This window comes from Streptomyces sp. NPDC107454 (assembly GCF_055582885.1).
In genome coordinates this window covers 362,132-387,538 of sequence record NZ_JBVJPA010000003.1, presented here as the reverse complement: position 1 = coordinate 387,538, position 25,407 = coordinate 362,132, and the positions used below count along the sequence as shown (strand labels likewise).

15 protein-coding genes are annotated in these 25,407 nt (G+C 68.1%); 6 read left to right on the top strand and 9 right to left on the bottom strand.

The features are described from left to right. Positions 1-73 precede the first annotated feature (73 nt). Both ACZ69M_RS09375 and ACZ69M_RS09370 read right to left on the bottom strand, forming a co-directional pair. Complete coding sequence (locus ACZ69M_RS09375; protein WP_470048132.1) at positions 74-280, bottom strand: DUF397 domain-containing protein; 207 nt, start codon at positions 278-280, stop codon at positions 74-76. Next, positions 277-1,071, bottom strand: a complete 795-nt coding sequence (locus ACZ69M_RS09370; RefSeq protein WP_470048130.1) for a helix-turn-helix domain-containing protein — start codon at positions 1,069-1,071, stop codon at positions 277-279. Before ACZ69M_RS09370 ends, ACZ69M_RS09375 begins: the two co-directional genes overlap by 4 nt. Before the next feature lie 298 nt (positions 1,072-1,369). Between ACZ69M_RS09370 and ACZ69M_RS09365 the strand changes: the two genes are divergently transcribed. Beyond that, positions 1,370-1,831 carry an ATP-binding protein gene (locus tag ACZ69M_RS09365; RefSeq protein WP_470048128.1) on the top strand — a complete coding sequence of 154 codons (462 nt, stop codon included), beginning with the start codon at positions 1,370-1,372 and terminating at the stop codon, positions 1,829-1,831. Positions 1,832-1,902: 71 nt separating this feature from the next. Here ACZ69M_RS09365 and ACZ69M_RS09360 read toward each other — a convergent pair whose 3' ends face one another. Then, entirely contained in the window at positions 1,903-2,271 is a 369-nt protein-coding gene (locus ACZ69M_RS09360) for a hypothetical protein (protein WP_470048126.1), read from the bottom strand. Positions 2,272-2,792: 521 nt separating this feature from the next. Between ACZ69M_RS09360 and ACZ69M_RS09355 the strand changes: the two genes are divergently transcribed. The 3 genes from ACZ69M_RS09355 to ACZ69M_RS09345 all read left to right on the top strand — a co-directional run bounded on the left by ACZ69M_RS09355 (position 2,793) and on the right by ACZ69M_RS09345 (position 9,551). Next, complete coding sequence (locus ACZ69M_RS09355) at positions 2,793-4,052, top strand: hypothetical protein (protein WP_470048124.1); 1,260 nt, start codon at positions 2,793-2,795, stop codon at positions 4,050-4,052. Positions 4,053-4,186: 134 nt separating this feature from the next. After that, a complete protein-coding gene (locus ACZ69M_RS09350; protein ID WP_470048122.1) occupies positions 4,187-6,487 on the top strand; it encodes a CCA tRNA nucleotidyltransferase in 2,301 nt (766 codons plus the stop codon). A gap of 286 nt (positions 6,488-6,773) precedes the next feature. After that, positions 6,774-9,551: an ADP-ribosylglycohydrolase family protein gene (locus ACZ69M_RS09345; RefSeq protein ID WP_470048120.1), complete on the top strand. Its 2,778-nt coding sequence runs from the start codon at positions 6,774-6,776 to the stop codon at positions 9,549-9,551. 17 nt (positions 9,552-9,568) lie between these two features. Here ACZ69M_RS09345 and ACZ69M_RS09340 read toward each other — a convergent pair whose 3' ends face one another. Further along, on the bottom strand, positions 9,569-9,871 hold the full coding sequence (locus ACZ69M_RS09340; RefSeq protein WP_470048118.1) for a hypothetical protein: 303 nt from the start codon (positions 9,869-9,871) through the stop codon (positions 9,569-9,571). A 226-nt stretch (positions 9,872-10,097) separates the two neighbouring features. Between ACZ69M_RS09340 and ACZ69M_RS09335 the strand changes: the two genes are divergently transcribed. Beyond that, positions 10,098-10,628 carry an ATP-binding protein gene (locus tag ACZ69M_RS09335; RefSeq protein ID WP_470048116.1) on the top strand — a complete coding sequence of 177 codons (531 nt, stop codon included), beginning with the start codon at positions 10,098-10,100 and terminating at the stop codon, positions 10,626-10,628. A gap of 66 nt (positions 10,629-10,694) precedes the next feature. Here ACZ69M_RS09335 and ACZ69M_RS09330 read toward each other — a convergent pair whose 3' ends face one another. From ACZ69M_RS09330 to ACZ69M_RS09315, 4 genes are all read right to left on the bottom strand, one after another. Then, positions 10,695-11,474: an HNH endonuclease gene (locus tag ACZ69M_RS09330; RefSeq protein WP_470048114.1), complete on the bottom strand. Its 780-nt coding sequence runs from the start codon at positions 11,472-11,474 to the stop codon at positions 10,695-10,697. Between the two features lie 125 nt (positions 11,475-11,599). After that, positions 11,600-12,682, bottom strand: coding sequence for a DNA polymerase III subunit beta family protein (locus ACZ69M_RS09325; RefSeq protein WP_470048112.1), 1,083 nt, complete (start codon positions 12,680-12,682; stop codon positions 11,600-11,602). A 343-nt stretch (positions 12,683-13,025) separates the two neighbouring features. After that, positions 13,026-15,572, bottom strand: coding sequence for a GmrSD restriction endonuclease domain-containing protein (locus ACZ69M_RS09320; RefSeq protein ID WP_470048110.1), 2,547 nt, complete (start codon positions 15,570-15,572; stop codon positions 13,026-13,028). A gap of 176 nt (positions 15,573-15,748) precedes the next feature. Further along, positions 15,749-16,588, bottom strand: a complete 840-nt coding sequence (locus ACZ69M_RS09315) for a hypothetical protein (RefSeq protein ID WP_392706657.1) — start codon at positions 16,586-16,588, stop codon at positions 15,749-15,751. A gap of 332 nt (positions 16,589-16,920) precedes the next feature. Between ACZ69M_RS09315 and ACZ69M_RS09310 the strand changes: the two genes are divergently transcribed. Next, positions 16,921-22,926: an AAA domain-containing protein gene (locus tag ACZ69M_RS09310; protein ID WP_470048108.1), complete on the top strand. Its 6,006-nt coding sequence runs from the start codon at positions 16,921-16,923 to the stop codon at positions 22,924-22,926. Positions 22,927-23,023: 97 nt separating this feature from the next. Here the strand turns inward: ACZ69M_RS09310 and ACZ69M_RS09305 are convergent, their stop codons facing one another. Next, positions 23,024-25,198, bottom strand: a complete 2,175-nt coding sequence (locus ACZ69M_RS09305; protein WP_470048106.1) for a UvrD-helicase domain-containing protein — start codon at positions 25,196-25,198, stop codon at positions 23,024-23,026. Between the last annotated feature and the right edge of the window lie 209 nt (positions 25,199-25,407).

Sequence of the window (25,407 nt, the reverse complement as noted above, 5' to 3'; positions counted from 1 at the left end):
GGCAACGGGCTTGCTCACGTCACCCAAGTGAAGTGAGCAAGCCCGTTGTTCCGCTCAGAAGCTGTACCTGGCCCTACTTCACCGCAAGCGCCACGAACGCCGCCCACTCGCCCCGGCCGACCCGTAGCACCGGCCCGCCACCCACGGCCTTCGAGTCACGCACGTACACGGCGTCCAGGCTGGCGGCCACCTCTACGCAGTCGCCGCCGTCCGATCCGCTGTAGCTGCTCTTGAACCAGCGCAGCCCCTCCACGTTCTCGGCCACCTGCTCCACGCTCATGTCTCTCCAACCATCCGTTCGATGAGTCGCGCAGACTCCTCGACGTTCAAGGCCTGCGATCGCAGCTTGCCATACCGCAAGGCAAAGGCACTGACCTCGGCGGGCTCTGAGACGATGCACCCAACGCCCTGGGACTCGAAGTACCCAAGTTGCTTGTGCTCGTGCGTCTCCACCACCACGAACGGACCGTTCTTGCCCGGGTGGAAGCCCCGCCGAGCGGACAAGATCTGAACCTCCACGTTCCGCAACGTGCTTACTTTCAGCAGTTGTTGCCACTGGCCGCGCATCACCTCTGGGCTGCCCACCGGATCGAGCAACGCCTCCTCACTGATGATGAAGGACAACTCGGCGAGTGGCACCCGCATGAGCAGCTTCTGCCGACTCAGCCGCGCTTCCGCGTGCTGGTCAATGATTTCCTCGCTCAGCGGCGGACAGTGCCCGGCGAACACCGCCCGCGCATACCCCTCCGTCTGCAACAGGCCCGGCACGAGCAGCGGATCGTAGGAGAACCGGCTCACCACCTCCGCCTCGATCAGCGCGAAGTTTCTGAAGAACTGCGGCAACTTCGCCCGATCCACCCCCTCCTGGAGTACCTCCAGCACCCCACCCGCCTCCAGCACCCGCTCCGCCGCCACGGTGAACGCCGCCTTCGCCGGCCGTCGCCCCTGCTCCACCGAGGCGACCTGCTCCAGCGAGTAGCCGATCGCGTCCCCGAGTTGCTGCTGGTTCAACCCGGCCCGCTTGCGCAGGTACTGCAACAGCACCCCGTACGCCGACCACACGCCGGGCACATCGGGCCCCTCGTCCTTCGTCTTCGTGCCCCGTCCCGTCCGCGTCTCCCGTGCGTCCCGTACCGTCCTCACAGTTCCACGCCCTTCCCATCCCGCTCCGCGCCCCGCCACGGCCGCGCTCGCCACCGGTCCATGTCCAACGCGACGCGCGGGAACCGGGACACGCGTCGGACCCGTACAACGCCCGTACAAGCCCCGTACAACCAAGCCCACAGCCGCCCGCCCGCTCCGTACGACGAAGACGACGTACGGCCGTCGCACCTGGTCAGCGGGCCATGCGCCCCGCCATGCTGACACCGTGACCCACCAGCACCTCACCGACGAGACGAAGCCGCCTGTCACTCCCGTCCGCCAACTGTCCCTGCCTTTCAGCAGCACGAGACGCGGCGCCCGCCTCGCCCGCCAACTCGCCGTGCAGCAGTTCACCGAGTGGACCGGCCTCCCGTACGACTCCGACCCGGCACGCACCGTCGCCCTCGTCACCGCCGAGTTGGCGTCGAACGCGGTCCGCCACGGCAGCCTCCCCGGCCGGGACTTCCGCCTCGCGCTACTCCTCCTGCCCGACCGCTTCCGCGTCGAGGTGACCGACACCCGCCCCGAGCACCTCCCCCCGCCCGTGACGGCGCGGCCCGCCGACGAGACGTCGGGCCGCGGTCTGCTCCTGGTCGAGGCCTACGCCGACCATTGGGGACGCACGGTCCGCGACGCGTACACGAAGACGGTCTGGGCGGAGGTACTGCTCCCCGCCGCGGGCTCTTGAGACCGGCCGGCACACTCCTCGTCCGGGTCAGGCCCGGCGGAAGCCCCCGCCGAGGCCGACCAACGAGACCGTCACCGACCGGAGTAGTGCTCCGCCAGCTTCTCGATCTCCCGCGTCCACAGCAGCAAGTTGTCTCCCGGCCGCTTGTACGGCTCGCGCCGGGCCAGCTTGAAGAAGCCGCCGGACGGCCAGCCGGTGTCCTTCAGCACCACGAGGGCCGACAGCAGGGGCAGTGATCCATCGGGGCTCTCTCGGACCGAGGCGTCCTCCAACAGGTAAGGCATGGGGCCCTCGTGGGCGGGGACATGATGTCCGAGGCGTACCAGTTCGCTGCTCAGATCACCGTACGGAATGGGCGTCGCGTCCTGACGTGCCCGCGAACGCAGGATCTCGATCACGGCGTCCAGAGCCTGCTCGTACTCATGCGTGCCCTTCTGCATGTGCCCTCCCCGCCCCGGAATCCCGACGACTGCCGAACCTATGCCACCGACGGCACGAGCACTGTCCGAATGCGCGAAGAGATCATGCACCCCTTGTGAACTGAGTGCATGGGTTCCATACTGATGGCGATCGAACGCCGCCCGCCCTCTCTGCGGGCGGGCGTGCGCGGCCGGGGGGAAATGCGTGAACGGGTGGGCGCGGTCAGGCAGCGTGTGCGCTTCCGGTTCCGCAGCGACGGCACCGGTCGTCGAGTGCCACGACGCGGCAGGCCGGGAAGGCGCGGTCGGGCGTGGGTCGCCGCCGGTCCGACGACTCGCAGGCCCGCGCACCAGACCATCAGGAACCGCTGTCCGCACGGACGTCGACTCCACGTCGGCGCAAGGGAAGCGCGCCCTGGCTCCGCCCGGACGGCAGGCACCCCGCTCTCCCGTCATCTGAAGAGCTCGGCTGACCCGGTAATCGCCGCGCGCACCCTGACCACCCCACCAGCCACTGCGAGAAGCGACTTCAGGAGCGGGCGATGGACAGCGAGATCCAGCTGATCAGTGACGATGACGGGCTGATGGTCATAGGGAACGCGGCGGACGTCGACCGCTTCCTCGTCTCGGAGGGGCTGTCGTCGTCGAAGGATCTCGGACCGCGGTGGCTCAAGTCCGTCTTCGGCGCCGGAGCCGCGGTCGCTCAGGCGGGTTCGGAGATTGCCGAGAACTCCGGTCGCTGGGTGAAGCTGACGCCGAAGTCGGCACAGCTCGTCAAGAAGTGGGGGCTGAGGGAAAGCTCGAAGACCGGTCTCGGCACGGGTGTGTTGAAGGGGCAGAAGGGCCAGATCAGGGGATTCGTGGAGTTCGTGAAGGGGCCCCGAACGTTCCTGACCAACCCGGCGGCCCTCGCCAATGCCGCGAAGCTCATGTCGCAGGTCGCGATGCAGCAGAGCATGGACGAGATCACCGACTACCTCGCCACGATCGGCGCGAAGGTCGACGACGTGCTGCGCGCCCAGAAGGACACGGTGCTGTCCCGCATGATCGGAGTGGGCTTCGTTGTCGACGAGACCATGACCATCCGCGAGAAGAGGGGCAGGGTCGACGAGACCATGTGGTCGAAGGTGCAGGACGCGCCGACGGCGATCGCGGAGACTCAGGTGTATGCCTTGCGTCAACTCGACGCTGTCGCGGAGAAGATGGAGCGGCAGTCCAAGATCGGTGATCTCGCCGCGACGGTCAGGGAAGCCGAGTCCCCGGTTCGGGAGTGGCTCGCCGTTCTGGCTCGCTGCTTCCAGCTTCAGGACGCGGTCGCCGTGCTCGAACTCGACCGGGTGCTGGACGCCTCCCCGGAGGAGGTGGACGCTCACCGCCTCGGACTGAGGGCCGCCCGCCAGGACCGGCGGGAACTCATCTCGCGAAGCACCGGGCGGCTGGTGGCGCGGATGGACGCCGTCGCCGGCACGGCCAATGCGAGGGTGCTGCTGCACCCGGGCAAGTCCCCGGCCGTGGTGCGGTCGAGCAACCACGTCGCGATCGGCGTCCATGACTTCCACGAACTGCTCGGGATCGAGTCCGGCCGCGGGTCGTCGGAGGCGAAACGATGGGCGGAAGCGGCTGCCGAGGTGAGGGACAGGGCGCTCGAGACGGGAGCGAAGGGCGTCGGTGCCGCAAGAAGCCGCGGCAAGGTGACCCTCGACCGGGCCGGTTCGGTCAAGGGCAAGATCGCCGGGGAGATCGCCGAGCGGGTGCGCCGTCTACGCGCGGACGAGGCGGAAGGGGACGGCGCGGCTGAGTGAGCGCCGGGTGTGTCGAGTCGGCGGCACGTCCGTCCTCGGCGGTCCATGAGTGCCGGACCGGGGTCGGTGCCGGCGGCTGAAGGCAGCGGCGCCGAATCCGGCGACGTTCGTGTGAGACATGGGGGTGCGTGGAGATGGCCTCGGCTGTGACCGAAGAGGACAACCGCAAGGTGCAGACCGCCGTCCTGGGCGGATCCCAGGGGCATCGGCCCGTCTTCCTTCCCTTCGAGAAGGAGGATGCCGATAGTCTCCGGCGGCTCCATGGCGCCGATGCGTTCAGCTGCGGCGTCCTCCTGGGAGGCTGCGGCCAGGTGCTGACCCTGCGCGCCTGCGGTGACCGGAAGTCCCATTTCGCCCACCGCCCGCCCGTACGGTGCCGCCGTACCGCCGTGGGGGAGAACAGCGCGGACCACCTGTACATCGGAGAGGCGCTCGTCCGCTGGCTGCGCGGGCGGGGACAGGGGAAAGTCGCGGTCGCGTACGTCCGGCAGGCTCATGCCCGCAGCGACTCGATCGAGATCCGGTTCGGCCCAAAGGGGCGACGCCGCCTCCTGCACGTACAGATGGCCCGCCGCTCCTTCTCCGAGTGGAAGGACGACGGAAGGAGGCTCGAAGCCGCGCCCGGCAAGAGCCCGACGATTCGCACGTACGGCCCCGAGAGCGAACTCTCCCTGTACGAGGTGCAGGCTGCGGGACACGCACTGCGTTTCCGGTGCGAGACGCGTGACGGCACGCGTGAGGTGTCGATCGGTACGCAGTCGCCTGACCATAAGGTTCAGTGGACGATTCTCGAACGGTGCCGCCTCAGCGACCTGGGAATCGTGACGCCGTCCCTCGAAGCAGTTCCCGGGAGCGATGTCCTGCGCCTCAAGAGAGCGGAGGGGAGGGGGACGTGGGTGCCTCAGCCGCGGCGACCGGCAACCGAACGGGGCGAAGAGGGAGGGCGGGCGGAGCAGCCATTGGCCGCTGTCGTCCCGTCACGCGAGACGGCCGAGTCCGCATTCGACGAACCTGTCGATCCCCGGGTGAAGGCGGCGCGGTCGGGGCTCCCGCCACTCGTCGACGATCTCCTCCTCCGCTTCACCACCGCGGGATTCGGCCTGGTGCTGGCCGGCGCCACGGTGCGCCAGGCGCTGGAGGGGCGCGTCGGGCGCGAACTCGACTTCGTCACTGACTCCGACACGCAGCAGGTGCGGCAAATAATTCGTGGCTGGGGGGACGAGGTTCGGGTCCATCGAGCCGACCCGCCCGATGTCGTGAGCCTGCGCAAGGTGGTGGGCGCCGACAGCTACACGGTACGGATCAGCTCATGCCCGGCACCGCCGCGCGACCGTGCCTCCCGATCGCCACGTGCGGCGGAACACGAAAAGGCGCTGGTGGCATACCTGCGGCGCAGTGATTTCACCATCGACGCCATGGCCCTCGGACTGTCGCACGTGACCCTGAAGGATCCCTTCGGTGGCCTTCAGGACCTGGAGCGGCGCGTACTGCGTACGCCGCGCGTGCCCATGGCGTCGGTCGCCAACGACCCGCCGCTGATGCTTCGAGTGGTTCGCTGTGCCGCCCGACTCGGCTTCGAACCGGTATCGGAGCTGAGGGACGCGATGCGGACGATGGCGCGACGGGTCACCGAGATCCCCACCGAAGATGTGCGAGAGGAACTCACCGCCACCATGCTCGCGGCCCGGCCCGGTGCCGGTCTGCGCCTGTTGGTCGACACACGAATCGCCGAGCACGTCCTGCCGGAACTGCCGGCGCTGCGGTTCGAGAGTGCCGAGCATCACCGTCACAAGGACATTTACGAGCACACGCTGAAGGTTTTGGACCAAGCTATCGCCCTCGAAACAGAGGGGCCGGACCTGACACTGCGGTGGGCGGCGTTGCTCCACGACATCGGTACGCCACGCACGCGCCGAACCGGACGGGACGGCCATGTCTCCTTTCACCACCATGAAGTGGTGGGGAGCAAGATGGCACGCAGGCGCCTGCTCGTCATGGCCTATCCAGAACAACTCGTCCAGGACGTCTCCCGGTTGGTGGAGTTGCATCTCCGGTTCCACGGCTATGCCGAGGAGAGGTGGACCGACCCCGCAGTGCGTCGCTACGTCCGCGACGCCGGCCCTGTGCTCGACCGGCTGCACAAACTCACCCGCGCCGACTGCACCACGCAGAACAAGCGGAAGGCGCATGCGCTCGCGCGCGCCTACGACTCCCTGGAAGAGCGCATCGAGCATCTGGCGGTCGAGGACGAACGGCAGGCCGCCCGCCCGGACCTCGACGGCTACCAGATCATGGAGATTCTGGACATCCGTCCCGGAGCCGAACTCGGAAGAGCCTATGAGTACATGCGGGATCTCCGTATGGAGAAGGGCCCCATGGACTTCGAGACGGCCAGGGACGCTCTGCTGGCATGGCGGGACCGGCGGGTCCGCTGACTCGAGTTCGCGGACCGATCCCAAGAGGGGGATCGAGCCGGTCGATTCGGCTCGACCGGGGCTACGACAGCAGCAAGCGTCGAGCATCAATAAGCGTCCCATTGACGATAAGTGGGTCGTCGTGCGAGGCTGACGTCGCCGTCACACCGGAGATGTCCTCCACGAGCATCTTGCTGTGTCCAGTGCCCTTCTGATCGTTCCGATCAGGACGACCGACCACTCCACACCGCCTCACGCCACCCGCCGGGCCCGGTCTACGCGGGCCATCGCACCATCTGGAGTCCGCATGGCACGCATACCCTCACCCAACCCCAAGCTGGACGCACGGACTGCCGATCGGGCCGCCGGAGTGCTGCTCGGCGCAGCGGTGGGCGACGCGCTGGGCGTGCCGTACGAGTTCAAGGCGACGCTGAGCGAGGATCAGCAGCCGATGATGATCGGTGGCGGCCTGGGGCCGTACGAGCCCGGTGAGTACTCCGACGACACCCAGATGCAGGTCTGCATCGCCCAGGTCGCGGCGACCGGAGCGGATCTGCGCGACCCGGAAGCCCTGGACGCGATCGCCGCCAACTTCCAGGACTGGCTTGGCGAAGGCGCCAGCGATGTCGGCAACCAGACCAGCCTGATCCTGAGCATCGCCGCCCGCGCACCCGGGTCGGCGGGCACGGCGATGCGGGAGGCGGCCCGCGAGTACACCGCCGGCAACGCGCGCAGCGCGGGGAACGGATCCTTGATGCGGACCGGGATCGTCGCCCTCGCCCACCTCGGTGACCCCGCCGCGATGGCCGATGCCGCCATCGCCGTCAGCGCGCTCACCCACCCGGACCCTGACTGCGCCGACGCATGCGTGTTGTGGTGCTCCGGCATCCGTACCGCCGTACTGGAGGGGACCTTCGACGGCGTACGCGCCGGTCTGGACCTCCTGCCCGCCGAACGCCGGGACCTGTGGGCCGAGCGGCTGGACGAGGCCGAGGCCCACCCACCGCGCCACTTCACCAACAACGGCTGGGTCGTCCACGCACTCCAGGCCGCCTGGTCGGCGATCACCCGTACCGCCGTCCCGGAGTTGAGTTCCACCGAGCGCAACTTCCCCGCCCGGCACCTTCAGTTGGCCCTGGAAGCGGCGGTACGCGCCGGAACGGACACCGACACCGTCGCGGCGATCGCCGGCGCCCTGCTCGGCGCGCGCTGGGGCTGCTCCGGCGTTCCGCTGGAGTGGCAGCGCGCCGTCAACGGCTGGCCGGGTCTGAACGGGGCCGATCTGGTCCGGTTGGCACTGCTCACCGCCCGCGGCGGCAGCGACGATGCGAGCGGCTGGCCCTCGACGCCGCACCTGCCCTCCTCCCACCCTGGCTTCGCCATAGCCCACCCGCACGACCCCGGGGTGGTGCTGGGCAATCTGACCACGGCCCAGGGCGCCGAGGCGGTCGACGTCGAGGCGGTGGTGTCGCTGTGCCGCATGGGCACGGGTTCGGTCCTGCCCGGTACCGACGTCGAGCACGTCCGCGTCTGGCTGGTGGACAGTCAGGGAGACAACGCCAACCTCCACTACGTGGTGGACCAGGCCGCCCGTGAAGTGCTGCGGCTGCGTCAGGAGGGCAAGCGGGTCCTGCTCCACTGCTATGCCGGACAGAGCCGCACCCCGGCCGTCGCCGCCGTCTACAGCCACCTGGCCACCGGCACCGACCCCAAGACCGCGCTGAAGGACTTGCGTACCGCGCTGGTGAACGGCTGGCATCTGTCGGCGCACCCCGAACTGCACGACGCGGTTCACGAGCTGGCCACTCCGACGGCCGCTGGAAGGAAGACGGCCGGAACCGTTTCTCGGAAGAACCAGGCGCACGACGCCACAGGGAGTGCGGGAACGACGGACGACAAGACCGGCGGCCCCTGCGACGACACCTCCGCGGAACAGGATTCGCTGTTCTCCGTGGAGCCCGACGAGCCGGATGCGGACCGGATACCGCGGGAGTTCCTGAAGGAGAAGCACGCGGTGTCCCGGGTACGCGGGCTGCTGCTCGGCCTGGCCATCGGCGACACGCTCGGCCACGCCAAGGGCAAGCTGCCGGTCGACGGCACGTTGCGGGCCGGGGTCAGCACCCAGCTGGCCTGCTTCACCACCGAGGGCATCATCCGCGCGTGGGTTCGCGGCGACTACAGGAGTCTTCCCTACGCCCCGTCAGGAGGGGTGTGGCACGCCTACTGCCGGTGGGCCGCCATGCAAGGTCTCAAGGCCCACCGCTGGGGATCGGACGGGGAGGTGTGGCCCGACGGCTGGCTCGCCCAGGTGCCCGTCCTGGCCGAACGGCGTGGTTCGGCGCCGGCGACCGTGACCGCGCTGGCCAAGAGCGTGCATGGCCAGGTGGAGAAGCCGACGACCAGCGGCGGCTGCCACGCGCTCACCCGTACCCTTCCGGTCGCCGTGCTCGGTGCCGCCTACGGCTCCGAGCCGGCAGTCGACACGGCCCGTGAGATCGCATCCCTCACCCACGGCGACCCCGCCGCGCACACCGCTACCGCCCAGGCGGTGGTACTGGCCCAGCACTGCCTGACCGACCTGACCGAGGCAAAGGCTTCGTCCGGCAGTCGGACCCAGGTACAGCACGCGCTACAGGAAGGCCTTCGTGCCCTCCGTGGTATCGACCTGGTTTCCGCTCCCAAGGAACTCGACCGGCTCGGCCAAGCACTTGAGATGGCCGTCGCTCACCCGGCCGACGCCAAGCGGCTCGCGAAGCTGGCGCCGAATGCCACCGCGCCGTCGGCCCTGCTCGGCGGCGTGTATGTCACCGCATCCTTCCCCGAACGGGACCAGGTCGCCAACGCGCTGAGTTTCGCAGCCGGGGCACCGGACGGTGACTCGGTCGCCTGCGTGGCCGGTGCGCTGCTCGGAGCGGCCCACGGTGCCGAGGCCCTGCCCGTCGGCCTGGTCAGCCGTCACGAACTGGCCTGGGTCCTCGACACCCTGGCCCGCGACCTCGTAGCCCAAATCGCCGACCGCCCCAGCGGCACCGAGTACACCTTGGGCTGGGATCCGAACTGGCGGGACCGCTACCCCGGCTGGTGATCCGCTGCCGGTCGGTCTCAGTCCTCCAGGCGGACCGGCATCAGGATCGAGAAGGTGCCCTCGGTGTCGGTCCGGCGGATCGCCAGGGGAGCCGTGGGTGCGCCGAACTCCAGAACCAGTTCGTCCCGGGCCCCGGCGGCGAGCGCGTGGAGCAGGAACTCGCGGTTGACGGCGACGTTGTTCTGGTCGTCGTCACCGTCGTCGCACACGATCACTGTCCCGTTCTCCGTCACCCTGAGCACACTGAGGTCGAAGGCTTCGCCCTTGGTCTTCGCGCTCAGTCCCGTCCGCGTCTCCCGTGCGTCCCGTACCGTCCTCACAGTCCCACGCCCTTCCATCCCGCTCGGCGCCCCGCCCACGGCCGCGCTCGCCGCAGGTCCATGTCCAACGCGACGCGCGGGAACCGGGACACGCGCCGGACCCGTACAACGCCCGTACAAGCCCCGTACAACCAAGCCCACGGCCACCCGCCCACTCCGTACGACGAAGACGACGTACGGCCGTCGCACCTGGTCAGCGGGCCATGCACACCACCACGCTGACACCGTGACCCACCAGCACCTCACCGACGAGACGAAGCCGCCTGTCACTCCCGTCCGCCAACTGTCCCTGCGTTTCAGCAGTACGAGACGCGGCGCCCGCCTCGCCCGCCAGCTCGCCGTGCAGCAGTTCACCGAGTGGACCGGCCTCCCGTACGACTCCGACCCGGCCCGTGCCGTCGCCCTCGTCACTGCCGAGTTGGCGTCGAACGCGGTCCGCCACGGCAGCCTCCCCGGCCGGGACTTCCGCCTCGCGTTACTCCTCCTGCCCGACCGCTTCCGCGTCGAGGTGACCGACACCCGCCCCGAGCGCCGTCCTCCTCGTCCCGCGGACCTTGTAGCTTCGGCCGTCGACGCCCCGTCGGGCCGTGGCCTGCTTCTCGTGGAGGCGCACGCAGACCAGTGGGGATGCGACATCGGCGACGCCTACACCAAGACCGTCTGGGCTGAGGTGCGACATAAGCAGCCGCCCCTCTCTCCGCATCCCCGGCCGCACGGTGCCCGGACCAAGGTCGTCGGCCGGGTGCGCGAGACGTAGGGACTCACGACGCGGGCGGCGCCCCGCCACACGACCGCAGTGTTCGAGGGTAAGCCCGGGCCCTTGTCACGAGCTGAAAGGAAGCCCCGGTCCGCTGTGGTGGGCACGGTGGTAAGCCAGGTACTGGCGGTCGATTCTGTGTTCCGGTATCTCTCTGAGTCGGTATGCCGAAGATCCAAAAGAGCGATCGGTGACGACCAAATCATCACCTATGGTCAACATGCCGAAGTCGAAGAGAACGTGATGGTTGGGGCACAGGCACAGTACGTTGGCCGTGATGTCGGGCCCATCGTGAGGGCGTCCCAAGGCTCGGATGTGCGCTGCTTCCGCGTACGCTCCTGTTGAGGTTGCGAGTCGAGTCCCGCAAACCTGACAGCTGTAGTCGTGTATTCGTTTCACGTAGTCGGCAACGGCTGTACTCCGGATTATGCGTTGAGTTGTCTCTACGGCGCGAGAGGGCCTACCGTTCCCCTCCGGCGGGTGGGGGGACGGTGTGGAGGGGGAGCCCTGCATCCCCATGCTGACTTGTGATGCGGCGTTCGCGTCTCGAACGAGGCGAAACTGTTCCCAGCCGGCTTCAGTCAGTGTCCAGACACCGCGCGACTCCCGGGCCGGGACCAGGAGACCCGATCGTTCCATTCTCTTTCGTTCGAACCTGGTTCTGTTGTGCCACTTGGGTTCATTGTCTCGCTCCGTTCCTTCGTGGTCCTCGGCGGAGAGCAGTGTTCCGTAACGCTGTTCCATGCGCTCGAGCGCGTGAGCGGTTGGTGCGCTGCCGCCCAACTCCCCGAGCACGTTCAACAGCCAGCCGTGAAGAATGTGTTGAGGGGTCAATCCGGATGTCATGGGCAGAGCATAAGGACTTCTGTCGGTGTGGCCAGTGGTTGGTTCGGTGCTTGGTCGGAAGACTTGCCACCCCGTTCCCGCTGGGGTGACGATGCCGCTTCCGTCGCCTCCATGAGGACGTACCGTCAGTCCGTCAGGCGGACCGGCATGAGGAGCGAGAAGGCGTCTTCGTCGTCGGGCCGGCGGATCGCGAGCGGCGCCGTCGGCGCGCCCAGTTCCAGGATCAGCTCGTCCCGGGCCCCGGCAGCGAGCGCGTCCAGGAGGAACTCGCGGTTGACGGCGACGTCGTTCTGGTCGTCGTCACCGTCGTCGCACACGATCACGGTTCCGTTCTCCGCCACCCTGAGCACACTGAGGTCCTGGGACTCGCCGTCCTGCTTGCGCGTCTCGCCCGCGCGAACGGGGCCGGTCTCCAGCGCCTCCCGGAGGGCCGCCGTATCGACGTGGGCCCGATGACCGGCGGGGAGGTGGACGAGGCGACGGTAGTCGGGGAACTCGTGGCCGAGACTCTGTCCGGCTGCCTGCCGATCCCCGGTCTCCAACGTCACGCGGTCACCGTCCAGCGCGAGCTGGACGGGTTCCTCGCCGGTCAGCAGCGCCCGCATCGCGTCGGCGAGCGGCAGAGGCACGATGGCCTGCACACGAGAGCCGCTGTGCCCTGTCGTAGGGGCCTGCGCGACGGCCATTCGATACCGGTCGGTGGCCACGAGGCGGAGTCCTTCGCCCTCGATGTCGAACAGGATCCCGCCGAGCATCGGCACATCCGGGTCGGTCCGGGCCGCGAAGCGGACGGCGTCCAGCGCGGCGGCCAGCTTCGGCGCGGGGACGGACAGCCGGACGGGGGCGCTGCGGAGCGAGGTCATGGGGTTCTCCCTGTGGTCGAGTAGAGCTCGGAGCGTGGAGAACTCACTGCGGGCATCGGACAGCCCCAGTTCGAGACGGCGCAGGTGCGCCTGAAGGAGAGCGCGCACCAGATCCGTGTCCGTACCGGACCAGGCGGCCAGGACGAGCCGAATGTCGGCCAGGGGCATGCCGGCCCGACGCAACCGGGCCAGCAACCGGGCCTCCTCCAGCTGCTCGGGCTCGTACCAGCGGTAGCCGCTGACCGGGTCCACCCAGGCGGGGACCAGGACACCGGCCCGGTCGTAGAACCGAAGCGCGCTCACGCTCAGTCCGCCGTCCCGGGCCATCTCCCCAATGCTGCGCATCTCGTTCTCCACACCCGGAACTCTGAGCCCTCGACAAGGTCGAGGGTCAACCTCGGTCACGGCCCGGATCCGCGGCTCAGGCCGGGCAGTCGGCCTGAGTGGTGGCCGTGCCCCAACGGATCATCATGTAATGGGACCCGCCGATCTCCGCCACGGCATAGCGAGAGTACGGCCAGGCGATTCCCGCGCTCTCCCGTTCGCTCACGAGAGCCCGGCATGCCTCTCGGGCGGCCGCGTCTGCCCAGGACGCCACCTGTTTCTCATTCCACCGCACGTAGCCCGAGCTCCGCTGCCACCGAGGCTCGTACCGCCGTCGCAGGGGGCCTCACCGGCGGGTCGACCGTCAGCCCCGCCGCGCCAGATCCAGCGCCGCCACCTGCACGAACCAGTCCAGCACCTCGCAGATCTCATGACTGTGGCGCACGAAGACAGTCAGCGGGAAGGACGGACGCAGCTCCAGCTTCGCCTCCGGCAGGTCGATGCCGTCGATCTTGTTCAGGCGGTTCAGGAGCTCCCGGCGCTGTTCCGTGTCGTCGAAGGGACTGCGGGTCTTCAGGTACTGGAAGACCACCTCGACCGTTCCGCTGACGGGGTAGATCCCGACCGGCCACACCAGGTGCGGCCGACGGCTGGTTCCGGCGTCCAGCATCGGGAAGCAGCTTGTCTCCTCGTGCCGGCCGTAGGTCACATGGCCGCCCTGACGGCGCCAGAAGTCGAGGGCCGCCACGACTCCTTCGTACGCGTCCGGCCAGTTCCCCCGCAGCTGCGTACGGAACCGCTCGGCCGCTGCCTCGTCCTCCCCTTCGGGGAGTGGGTCGTGCGCGACCGGCGGGGCCACGTCTCTCCCCAGTAGGGTGGCCAGTTCGGCGGCGGACAGGCGCTGGGAATGATGGGCTCGCCCCAGGGAGTCGAAGCGCACCCCTTCGCTCGTCAGCAGATCCTGCGGCGGCGGACGGTCACTGCCGTCAGCCCAGCGGAAGGACGGGGAGACCTTGCCTTCCACCGTGAGCACGCGGTAGGCGCCGATCACGACCGTGTTGGCGCCCAGATAAGCCCCGACGGGAACGGGGTGACTGCCGATCAGTTCGGCGACATCGCCGTACGTCGTCCATGTACCACTGGGCATCGCCACCAACGCGGCGCGCAGTTCGGCCCAGCCCGGCGATTCCTCGGCGGCCGGCCTGACTCCGCCGATCGGTCCGGGCCACAGTTCCACCGCGCGGTCGGCCAGACGGTCGGCACGCTTCAAGATCTCGGCCTTGCCCCAGCGTTGCGCCGAGGAGATCTCCAGATTCATCCGCAGGGCGCTCGAGTCGAGGATCTGCTGCTTGCGCTCGAAAGGGTGATTCGAGAGCTTGGCATTGTCACCGGTCAGAGTGAGGTTGCCGAGCGTGTGTACCAGCAGATCATGCAGTTCCTGCGGTGTCTGGTTCGGCTCCGTCTCCTCGGCCAGCAGGTCGAACCACGCGGGAGCGGGCCGCTGCGGCAGGACGTGCTCCACGCTGAGGGACGCCTTGGCGAAGTCCACGGGCTCGGAGGCGCGGTAGCTCTCCTCCAGGCGGCGCAGGATGTAGCTGCGCTGTGGAGGGCGCCCACTCCAGTAGAACGGTTTGCTGCGGACCGCCTCGCGCAACTCCTCGTCGCTCGGCCAGCGTCGGCGTCGGCCGGACAGGAACCGCCGGACCGCCTCGGCGACCGGCCGGTCGCTCTCCAGCTCCTTCGGTGCCTCCATGAAGATCCTGTTCAGGCCGGCCGTCGACGTCTGGCAGATCAGGCGTCGTACCAGATAGGACTCGACGTAGCCCAGCGCCTGCGCCACGTCCTCGGATGTCGTCCTGCCGGCGTCGAGCAGGTCCAGCAGATGCAGCGCGAGCGGATAGTGGGTCTGGCCGCCCCAGGAGGCCAGGCGCTCCAGGACCGTACGGAGGGCGGGGGACTGCTCCCGGGTGTGGTCGACGATGCGCAGGAATCTCCTACCCCGCTCGGCCAGTTGTTCGACCTCACGTTGCAACGCGTCCTCGTCCCCGGCCAGCGGCTGGAGCCGTTTCTGCTGCTCGCGGTAGATCTCGCTCTGCTTGGTCTTGTAGTGGCCGCGCACGACGAGGTCCAGCCAGACGAGGAGTTCGAGGTTCTTCGGCCCGAGAGCCTGCTGCATGGGCAACCACAGTTCTTGGTAGACCCGCTCACCGCGCTTGGGGAGGAGCATGAACACGTAGTTGCGCAGCAGGTCGCTCTGACTGAGCCCGACGCCCGTGTTGTTGATCGATTCGAAGATGCGGTACACGTTGTCGCCCGGCTCGGCGGTGATCTCCACGATGGAGAGCAGGTCCTTGAGGACGGTCTCCACTGTTTCCACCCAGCTTTGTACATCCGCCTCGTGCCCCTCGGCGAGCGCACCGCGGAAGAAGCGGTAGGCCGCGCCGATGTTGTCACCCCCGCCCGCCTCGGCCCGGGACTGGACACATGCGGTGTACGCCTCTCGGTCCGCCTGGGTGGGCAGCAGCCGGTAGTGATCGGAACCCTCGTGGAACTCGTTGACGAGGACCTGCCGGTGCACTCTGTCGGCGGCGCGCGAGTCACCGCTCTCCTTGAGGTGGTCGCGCAAGGCGGTGAACGCCAGCATGAGCGTGGTCAGGCGCTGTTGACCGTCCACGACCAGCCATCTCTGTACGCCGCCGGCTTGGATCTGGCCCGGAGCCAGCACCACCGACCCCAGGAAATGAGGCGTCGCGGATTCGCCGGACACGTGCTGCTCGACGAGCTCGCCGACGTCCTCCCACAGGCGCTTCAGCTGGTCCCGGCCCCAGCTGTATGTCCTTTGGTAGAGCGGCACTTGGAACTGCTTGTCCCCTTGGACGAGCTTGAGAAAGGTGATCTCCTGAGCGCGCATGTGCTTCCTTTCCTGCCGGGCGCACGGGTATGTCCCATGTGCCCGATGGTGCGTGCTGGGGGGACAGCGGTTACCTGAATCTAGCGTGAACTCAGTCAATGGCAGGAGGGTTTGGCCATCCCGGCAGAGCCGATGGGGCCCTCTCTGCCACTTCCTGCGGGTCGTCAGGCTGCCCGCTAGGCAGTCCTGTCCCCCAGCGTGGCCACCGACTTGTCGGAAATCCTGGGCATCGTCTCGTTGGGGGACCGGCGGAGCAGCTTGATCGTGCGGCCCTCGGCCCAGGCGTTCCACGACTTGAGGTAGTAGAGCAGGTGCTCGCGTGAATCATCGCGGCGGCGGTGGGTCTTGCCCGCGGCCAGGCTGAGCATGGTGTTGCGCAGGGTGAGGCGAGGATCGCCGGATTCCAGCCGCGCGCCGGTGACGACTCCGTCCTTCCAGGAGGACTGGTCGATGTGGGGCCGCGCCGCGGTGGTGACGTACCAGCCGATGGTCGCCGCGGTGACAGTGATACGGCATGCGCGGTTGAGCGCGATGCCGTGAAGGAGTGCGTCGCGGATGCCGGGGTGCTTCTCCAGGACGACCAGGAGCTGATCGTTGCTGGTGACGGATGAGCCCCCGCTCCATGCGGAGTTCGGTGCGTGCAGGTACAGGTGGAGTCCGCGCAGGGCCGCGGCCAGGTGCGTCGCGTTGGCTTCACCCGCGAGTGCGAGTGCGTCCCGGCCGGTGCGCTTACGACCCGTATCCATCACCGTGAAGGCGGTGCGGGGGACGCCCTGTGTGACGGTCAGCGGCACTGTGAGCCCAGCTCTGACGATGGCTGCCAGCCGGTGCTGACCGTCGATGAGTGCGTCGTCCTCGTCGAACGCGATGCCCTGGTGCGTCAACTGCCATTCGCCGCGCTGGATCTGGTCGGCCAGCTGCTGGACGGTGTTCTTGCTGAGAGGCCGGTTGTTGGTGTTTTGGGTGAGCCACCGGGCGGCCAGCTCGGGTGACACGTGGACCACTTCCATGCGCATGGCGTGTGCGCCTTTCCCTGGAACGATTGGGAGGCTGATCGGGTGACGTGACGACCATCATGCAGATGAGTGTGAACTCAGTCAACATGTAGATGTGCGCTGGAAGTACCCGCTGTGGCATCGGTGGTGAGGATTGGTCGACCGGCTTCGGGTGCCGCTGAGGCGCTTTGTGTGTGTTGCGATATGGCGAGTGTTCCCTCGAGGGGTCGTCGGGGTGGCGTTCCTGATACTCTCGATCCGTGTGCTCAGTTCACACTAGAAGTTGACGCGGCGGGGGGCGCGTTGTGCTCGCAACTCGGGTGGCCGGGGCGGGATTTCACCAGGTGGCCACCATGTGGCCCTTGAAAACAGTGGGGTGGCGTGTGAGCCAGGGTGAGAGTGGCCTGAGTGACGGCATGAGGCCGGTCGGCTCCGTCCATCAGTGCGACGACGGGCTCTACGTCCGAGTCGACGACGTCGTGCCGTATGAGCTCGTCGATCCCGATGACTCGTACGGTTACCGACAGGGCGACGACATTGTCAGGTGCACCTTGCACCTGAGCAATGCAACCGGACAGCCGATCGACGTCCACGGAATCAGCCTGCTCGTCCGAAGCGGGCCGTACGGAAAGACGGGGCGTCAGGTCCAGGACTACCGGACCGAAGTCCTGGACGAGGCGCTCGACGGTACCTTGCGAAAGGGTCGCAGGATCTCGGCGACCTGGGCCTACAGCATTCCGGCAGGTACGGCCGCGGAGCTGGACATCGAGGTGCGTTTCCCCGATGGGCATGAACGTGAGAGTGTCACATTCACCACGGCCGTTGCCGCTTCGGCTGCTCCTGCCCCTGCACAAGGGGCTTTGGCGCGAACCACGGCGACGCCGCTCCCTGACCAGACTTTGCTCTTCGGTGACCGGCAACAGTCCCTGTTCGCGGACGAGGAGCCGGATGCCATGGTCGGCCACGGCCTTGCCGACGTCAGCGAATATCCGGGGGCTCCCGCCCGGGGGGTGTTCGGGGGCGTACCGACGCAGCCGCGTGGTACAAGCCGAAGGGCCACGCACGCCCGGACGCAGGTGCTGGCCACTGACGAGACGGACGCCACGCGGGTGCGTCAGATCTTTCGTTTCCTCGCAGAGGCCGAAGAATCGAAGGCCCGGCCTGTCCGCACGCTCGACGGCGCGGCCGGCACCGTGTGGTTCGAGGAGCTTCCGGACATGCCCGGCGTCGAGGTGATGCTCGACGGGGTGCTCATCACGGATGACCCGGCCTGGCTGACCGTGGCGCGCCCTGAACGCGAGGACGCTCCTCACCCCGCGGCGATGCTCGCGCCGTGGGTGGACGAGGCGCGGATCCGTGACTTCAAGCAGTCCCGCGCTCCGCACCTGCGTCGCCGGATCGAGCCCGAGTTCCCGGACTGGTCCCAGGGGATACCGCTCGAGAAGGCCTATCACGAGCTCGACGAACACCCGAAGCGGGAGGCGATCGAGAAGCTGTATGCCGCCTGGGAACAGGCGTGGCTCGCGTGGGCGGAGCGGCGGCGCGCGATCGACCCCCTCGTCAAACTGTACGACCGGCTTCACAAGATGCACGAGGACGCCGCCAACCTGGGCGAAGCGTACGAACTCGTACTTGGGCTCGGCCGGCTGACCTGGCAGACGACGAGCGGCCAGCGTGTGGAGCGGCACCTGGTCACCCACCGGGCCACCATTCAGCTCGACCCGTCCACCGGTACGCTCACCGCCGCACCCGACCCGACCGGCGTAGGCCTGGAGCTGGAAGAGGGCATGCTGGAAGGAGCCCAGCATGTCCCGGGGCCCGTGCGGGAGGAAATCGTCGAGGTGCTCGAAGGCGCCTCCGACGTGACCGATCCCGAACACCTCGAAGCTCTGCACACCGCCCTGCGCAGCTGGTCCAACGCCGCCCACAGCGCCGGAAGTTACCTCCCGACTGTGGAGCGCGCCAAACCGCGGACTCTCGATGTGCCGCAGGTGGGGCTCACCCCCGCACTCGTGCTGCGTGAACGCAACCGTCGTTCCACGATGGACGCTCTCAAAGCCATCGCCCGCCAGATCGACGGTGGCACCCCTCCCACCGAGTTGCTCGGCTATATCGCAGGCCGGGACGGGGCGTTGACCGCGGCTGACCTGGCGGCGGCCGAGGACGGCGGGGCAGAGGCGGAGACGGGCGAGATGTACTTCGCGCTCCCCGCCAACGAGGAGCAGCGCACGATCGCCGAACGTCTGCGCGCCAACCGCCTCGTCGTGGTCCAGGGCCCGCCCGGGACCGGCAAGACGCACACGATCGCCAACCTGGTGACCGACCTGCTCGCGCAGGGCAAGCGTGTCCTCATCACGAGCCACACTCCGCGTGCCCTGCGCGTGCTGCGCGACAAGCTGCCGGAGTCCATCCGTGACCTGTGCGTGAGCCGCACCGAGGACGGTGCCGCCGCCCAGCGTGAGCTGGAGGCGTCGGTACAGAAGATCCTCAGTGAGTACGCCGGCTACGACGAGAAGGCCTCACAGCGTGAGATCCGTGTCCTGCAGGCAAGACTCACCGCGGCACGGTCCGCCCAGCAGACCATGCTGCACGATCTTGCCGTGCTGCGTGAACAGGAGACCCATCGCTTCGAAGGGGAGATCGGCGACTACTGCGGCAGTCTCCAGACGATCGCTGAACGCCTCACCTCCGAGGCCGAGAAGTACGAGTGGCTCGGCCAGGTCCCGCAGGAGCGGCCCACGCTGAGTGCCGACGACGTGCTTGGCCTCCTCCGCACCACGCGGGCGTTCACACCGCACCACCAGGCCCTGGCGGCCGAAGTTCCCGGCCCCACGGAACTGCCCAGCCCCGGTGACTTCGAGGAAGCCGTCTCCGTTGTACGGTCCGTGGAACAGGCGCACGCGACGGTGCGGCAGGATCCGCTGAGCGAGGAGTACGACACCGCGGTGCGCGGTCTCACGGAGGCCGAACAACAGCGGCTCTCGACGGCTCTCGACGCCTTCACCGCCGCTCGTGCCCGTGCCGCGTCACTCGCCGCCGCGGCCGGAGAATGGGCCGGGGCACTTCTGAAGGAAGTGAACGCGGGTCAGGACTGGCAGGCTCGCAGCCGGCAGGTAGCCGTCACCGAGACTCTCGCGGTGGTCGATGCCTCGCTTTCCACATTGGGTACCGCGATGGTGAGCGGCCTTGAGCAGTACGACCCGGCCGTGGCCCTCGGCCAGGCGACCACCCTGCACGACGGACTCGGTCAGGGGCAGAAGCTGCGCGGCCCGCTCGGTATCCGTTCGAAACTGGCCAAAGCCGTCGGCTCGTTCGTGGAGGCGGTCCGGGTCGACGGACGTACTCCGGAGGATGTCGAAACCGCGGCTGTCGTTCTCGCCCGTGTACAGCTCGAACTGCGCCTTGCGCAGGTCGAGTCCGAGTGGGGAAGTGCTGCCGGAGCCTGGCAGGGGCACGGTCCTCGACTGGCTCGCCTGCGGCAGGACGCGGAGGCACTCGAAGCGGTTCTGGCCGTTGCCACCGCCCGCACGGATGTGCTCACCGCTGCCGCGACGTCGCCGGTACTGACCGTCGCCACCTGGCACGATCAGTCCGTCGAGAACGCGGTACGGGCCCTGCTCCGCGCGGCCACCGCGCTGCGCGCCGCCGAACGATCGCGCCGGGTCATCGCGGACGCCGAAGAACTCCTGCGCGCCTGGAACGACCGGCCGGATGTCTCGCCCGCCGTCACGCGCGCACTCGACGCCGTGCGCGCCCAGAACCCCGATGGCTACCGAGAGTTCAGCTTCGAGATCGCCGAAGTCCGTGAGGCCGCCCGGCTCCGGGCTGAACAACACGCTGCGCTCACTCGTGTGCAGGAAGCGTTCCCCTCACTCGCCGAGCGGATCACGGACGCCCCGCAGGACGCCACGTGGGACGCACGACTGCCCCTCCTCATCGAAGCCTGGGCCTGGTCCGCGTGGCGCGACCGCATGGAACGGCTCACCGATCCGCAGGCGGAGCGTGCCCTGCGCAAGCGGCTGACGGAGGCCGATGACGAGGCACGCATCATGCTCGCGAGGCTCGCCGCCGCCCGCGCTTGGCATCGCTGTCTCGGACTGCTCACCGGTGACCAGTCCCGAGCCCTCAGCGCGTACCAGCAGGCCGCCCGCCGGATCAAAGGCAAGTACCAGCACCGCTATCGCCGTGACGCACAGGCCGCACTGCGGAAAGCACAGACCGCGGTGCCGGCCTGGATCATGCCGTTGCATCAGGTCGCGGAGACCGTGCCCATGGACCGCCCCGGCATGTTCGACGTCGTCATCGTCGATGAGGCAAGCCAGTCCGGTCTTGAGGCCATGCTGCTGAGCTGGCTCGCCGACCGGATGGTCGTCGTCGGCGACAGCAAGCAGGTCAGCCCCTCCAATGTCGGCCTCAAGCAGGACGAGTACTTCCATCTGAGGGACCGACTGCTCACCGCACTCGAGCCGGATGTCCGCAGCCTCTTCGGGCCCGACTCCAGCTTCTTCGATCTCACGGAGGCGCTTTCTGCGGGCCGCGGCACACTCATGCTCAAGGAGCACTTCCGGTGCATGCCGGAGATCATCTCCTTCTCCAACGAACTGTGCTACAACGGGCGGCTGCAGCCGCTGCGGCAGTACGGTGCCGATCGGCTGGCCCCGGTCCGTACCGTGTTTGTCGAGGACGGCGAAGCCCTCGGAAGTAATACCCGACTGGCCAATACCGCCGAGGCCGAAGCGCTCGTCGACGCGATCGTGCGCTGCTGCGCGGACCCCGCATACGACGGGAAGACCATGGGCGTCATCAGCCTCCGTGCCAGCAAGGGACACTTGGCGGAACTGGAGAACCTGCTCGCCGAACGTCTCGACTACGAGCAGCGTGAGGAGCGACGCATTCGGGTCGGCGACGCGGAGGACTTCCAGGGCGACGAACGCCACGTCATGTTCGTCTCCTGCGTCAACTCAGCGACCACCGTCGCCGGATCGGTGCCGGGAGGCTTCAACGGCAAGACGTACGAGCAGCGGCTCAACGTCGCCGCCTCACGTGCCCAGGACCAGGTGTGGGTGTTCCACAGCGCGCGCACCGAACAGTTCCACGAGAACGACTTGCGCCGGCAGTGGCTCGACCACCTCACACGGCCGGCGGAGGAGGACACCGTCGCGGTCAACGGTGAGGTGCTCGCGGACGTACGGCACGAAGCGTTCGACAGCCTTTTCCAGCAGAAGGTGTATTTGGAACTGACCGCGCGCGACTATCGCGTGCGTCCCGGGTACCGGGTCGGCCGGCACTCCATCGACCTGGTCGTCGAGGGCGGAACACGCAGACTCGCCGTCGCCTGCGACGGCGACGCTTTCGCGGAGGGCGAGGACGCATCGACCGCGGCGGCCAGGCAGCGTGACCTGGAGCGTGTCGACTGGACCTTCGTGCGCATCCGCGGAAGCCGGTTCCACCTGGACCGCGAACAGGCGCTCGCGCCGCTCTGGGCAGAGTTGGAACGGCTGGGGATCGAACCGGTTCGCGAAGAAGCGGAAGAGCCCGCCCCTTCGTCACAGGTGGCGCGGACCGAGGCCTCGCCGGTCGGCGGTCCGGCTGGCGACGAACGAGCGAGCACGATTCCGGAGCACGAGGCCACTGACGGCAACAGCCCGCAGCCTGATACCCAGGCAGCCGCCGACATGCCGACCCCGTCGGTGGACCCGGTCGTTCAGTCCCGGGGGCTGCGTTCGCCGACGCCGGTCTCTGCAAGGAAGGCGGTGCCCTTTGGTCCTGCTCCGGTGCAGCGGCGAGTCCGGACTTCGGAGCCCGCGCGCGTATCGGCACCGGCGACCAGGCCTGCCGTACAGCCCGTGACATCCATGCCGCAGCAGCGGGAACAGGCCTCACTCGGAGCACCGCAGGCTTCAGTCCCCGTTCAGGAGATTCCCGCCGCCGCCTTCCAGCGGCTGGTCCGAGAGATACAGGGGCTGCAGGTCGCTGTGGACGCTGCGGACGAGGCTCCGAAGGGAATGGACGCGGCCAACCTCGTCTTTCTCAGAAAGACACAAGCCGATCAGCGCGATCGTCGAACGAAGCGCCTTGGTTTTCTGCGGGCATTCCTCGATGCCGTCCGCGTCGGACATGAGCCGGGCATTCCGCAGGTTGTCATTCCTGGTGCGTTGCTCGTCCTCGAGTTCGACGGGCAGGTCGACGACGACACCTTGTACACGGTCGCTGAACTGCCCACGGACGAGGCGGACATCGTCTCTCCGTCCTCTCCGTTGGGCCACGCGCTGATGTGGCAGCCGCCGGGACGTGAGATCTCGTACGACGCCTCTCAGGGCAAGACCCACACGATCGTCGTCCGGGAGATTCGCGTCTGAGGCACTGGGCAAGGCCGGACGACAGCTCTGAGGATCTGCCGATACCGATGAGCCCCGCTGCCCGAACCGCAAGGCGGTTCGGGCAGCGGGTATGTGCTCATCGACCAGCGACCGGGTCCAGCATGCGACTCCGTTCACCGCTCCACGAGATGGCCAGCGCGTCGCGGGCCCGTGTGCACGCCACGAACAGCAGGCAGTGCTCGGCCAGGAGATCGGACTGGTGCTGAACGGGATCCACGTCGGCCGGCGTCACGTGCGGAGCGAAAGGCAGCACGCTGGACGTCACGCCCACGACTGCCACACAACGGAACTCCAACCCCTTCATCGCGTGCATGGTGGCGACTCGCACGCCCGATGCCTCTGGCCCTGGATCGTCCTTGACCGCGACCACCGGGATGCCCTCGCGCCGCAGGCGTGCGATGACCGCGTCGACCATCGTGTTGAACCGGGCGCACACCGCCACTTCCGACGGCTTGACACCGTCCTGTTCGATCCAGGTGCGGATCTGCTCGGTCAGTGCCCGAAGCTCCTCGTCCTGACTGCCGTATCCGTGGGCCGTCGGGGTACGACCATGCAACTGGGAACGGTAGCCCCGCAGCGAATCCCGGCCACCGTCATCGTCGTCATCCTCACCGAGGCGGCCCACGGGCCGGCCGTCGAGCAAGGACGCGGACCAGCGCAGGATCTCTTCCGTGCTGCGGTAGTTGAGGCGAAGCCGGGACGTGCGTCCTCGCACATTGATCCCCAGCGAGCGGAGCGAGACGCGAGAGTCGTAGATCCGCTGATGAGGGTCACCGACGAGGAACATGTCGTCGGATTGCGGAGCCACGCAGGCGCGAAGTACCCGCCACTGGGCCGGGTGGAGGTCCTGGGCCTCGTCCACGACGACATGGCGGTATCGCGGTCCGTCGTCGGTCAGGATTCCTGCGGCTTGGTCGCACAACTGGGTGTACGTCGCCGAGTCGCGCGACGAGAGATCCGCGGTGAACCGTTCCATCACGCGCCACAGCCGGGCTCTTTGCACCCGACCTACCTGAGTACCGCGCCCCCGTCGTATGCAGCGCAGGTACTCCTCGGGCGTACGCAGGCCCTGGGCCAGGACGACGTTGCGGAACTCCTGGGACAGGAACTGCTCCGGCCAAGGGAGGTCTTCGCGAGCGGCGGCACGGGTCCAGGCGCTCTTTTCCGCGGTCATCGAAAGGGGTTTCGGTGAACTGCCCCGCGCCTCTCGTATGACCCGTGCGGCGAGGGAGTCCACCGTTGTGACGTCGACGCGAGCCAGAAGGTGGGCGTCCGCTTCGCCGAGCAGGAGCGCCAGACTGTCCCGCAGTGCGGCCGCCATGGCGTTCGTGAACGTGGCCAGCAGAATTCGGTCGCCTTCGCGGCCGGTACGGAGCAGATGCCGAACGCGGTGCAGAGCGACGACCGTCTTGCCGGTGCCAGGGCCGCCCGTGACTTGAGCGGGTCCGTTGAAGCCCGGGTGATAGGCGTACCGGCGCTGGGCAGGGTGGAGGAAGATGCGCCAGCGAGTGAGGTCCTCGGTGAGGATGCGTTCCAGCTCGCCGGGGCCCGTCACTTCCACGATGCGGTTCGGCGTGTTGAGAATTGCTTCGGTGAGGGTGACCGTCGGCCGGTCCTCCGCCGTCCGCACGGTCTGTCCGCGCGGAGCGATCAGCTGCTCCCAGACATCCTCGGGGGAGTAGTCGGCGGCCAGATACTCCAGCACTTCGTACTGATCGGCCGGCATCATGGGCGGTGCCATGACCGTCAGGTCGTCGGCCGTCACGCAGACACGCGCCAGGCGCAGGACCTGCTCGTCGATGCCGAGGTCGCGCAGCACTGTGTCGGAGTATTCCTCGAAGAGGCGGGAAGGCGTGGCGACCGCCTTCGTCTCGAAGTAGGTCTCCATCTGCTCGAGGGCTTCGACGTTGCGCACCTCGAGGCCGCCGGTGGCGCCGTTGACCGAGTAGGCGCGCTTGCAGGCCCAGTTGATCGCCTCGTCGTGAGGGGCGACCCGAAGGAGCGTGAAGAGTTCACTTCCGTCGTCGGGAGCGAGGAGAACTCCCCGGTAGAACTTGGTGATGCGTATGGTGCGAATCCGGGGATCGCGCGCCCGCTCGAGCTTCTCCAGGTGCATGCCCTTGCTCGCGTGGAGCTGTGGGACGGACATGCTCCGGAACATCTGGATGGCGTCGTTGACTTCCTTCTGGACGGGCCTCTGGAGCGAGATGAGGTCCGCGACGAAGTCGTCGGAGAGGGCGAGTCGGGGCATGGGCGTCCTCGGGTCGTGAGCGGGCGGTGGTCGAGGCCCAGCCTAGAGACTTGTCCCGCCAGGAGCGACGGTGCGCCGCATAGTCATTGTGTGAACTGAGTCAACGGTCTATATTGCTGATGCTGTCCTGCGATCGATCCACGCTCGTGACCCATCGGACCTGTCCGGAAGGACCCACCGAATGCCGGCCCAGCCTGCCCAGGCCGCTG

What these genes read in the sequence shown, in the direction of transcription:
- ACZ69M_RS09375 (WP_470048132.1), bottom strand. Translation starts at nt 280, where the DNA reads ATGAGCGTGGAGCAGGTGGCCGAGAACGTGGAGGGGCTGCGCTGGTTC.
- ACZ69M_RS09360 (WP_470048126.1), bottom strand. Translation starts at nt 2,271, where the DNA reads ATGCAGAAGGGCACGCATGAGTACGAGCAGGCTCTGGACGCCGTGATC.
- ACZ69M_RS09355 (WP_470048124.1), top strand. Translation starts at nt 2,793, where the DNA reads ATGGACAGCGAGATCCAGCTGATCAGTGACGATGACGGGCTGATGGTC.
- ACZ69M_RS09350 (WP_470048122.1), top strand. Translation starts at nt 4,187, where the DNA reads ATGGCCTCGGCTGTGACCGAAGAGGACAACCGCAAGGTGCAGACCGCC.
- ACZ69M_RS09345 (WP_470048120.1), top strand. Translation starts at nt 6,774, where the DNA reads ATGGCACGCATACCCTCACCCAACCCCAAGCTGGACGCACGGACTGCC.
- ACZ69M_RS09330 (WP_470048114.1), bottom strand. Translation starts at nt 11,474, where the DNA reads ATGACATCCGGATTGACCCCTCAACACATTCTTCACGGCTGGCTGTTG.
- ACZ69M_RS09325 (WP_470048112.1), bottom strand. Translation starts at nt 12,682, where the DNA reads ATGCGCAGCATTGGGGAGATGGCCCGGGACGGCGGACTGAGCGTGAGC.
- ACZ69M_RS09320 (WP_470048110.1), bottom strand. Translation starts at nt 15,572, where the DNA reads ATGCGCGCTCAGGAGATCACCTTTCTCAAGCTCGTCCAAGGGGACAAG.
- ACZ69M_RS09315 (WP_392706657.1), bottom strand. Translation starts at nt 16,588, where the DNA reads ATGCGCATGGAAGTGGTCCACGTGTCACCCGAGCTGGCCGCCCGGTGG.
- ACZ69M_RS09310 (WP_470048108.1), top strand. Translation starts at nt 16,921, where the DNA reads ATGTGGCCCTTGAAAACAGTGGGGTGGCGTGTGAGCCAGGGTGAGAGT.
- ACZ69M_RS09305 (WP_470048106.1), bottom strand. Translation starts at nt 25,198, where the DNA reads ATGCCCCGACTCGCCCTCTCCGACGACTTCGTCGCGGACCTCATCTCG.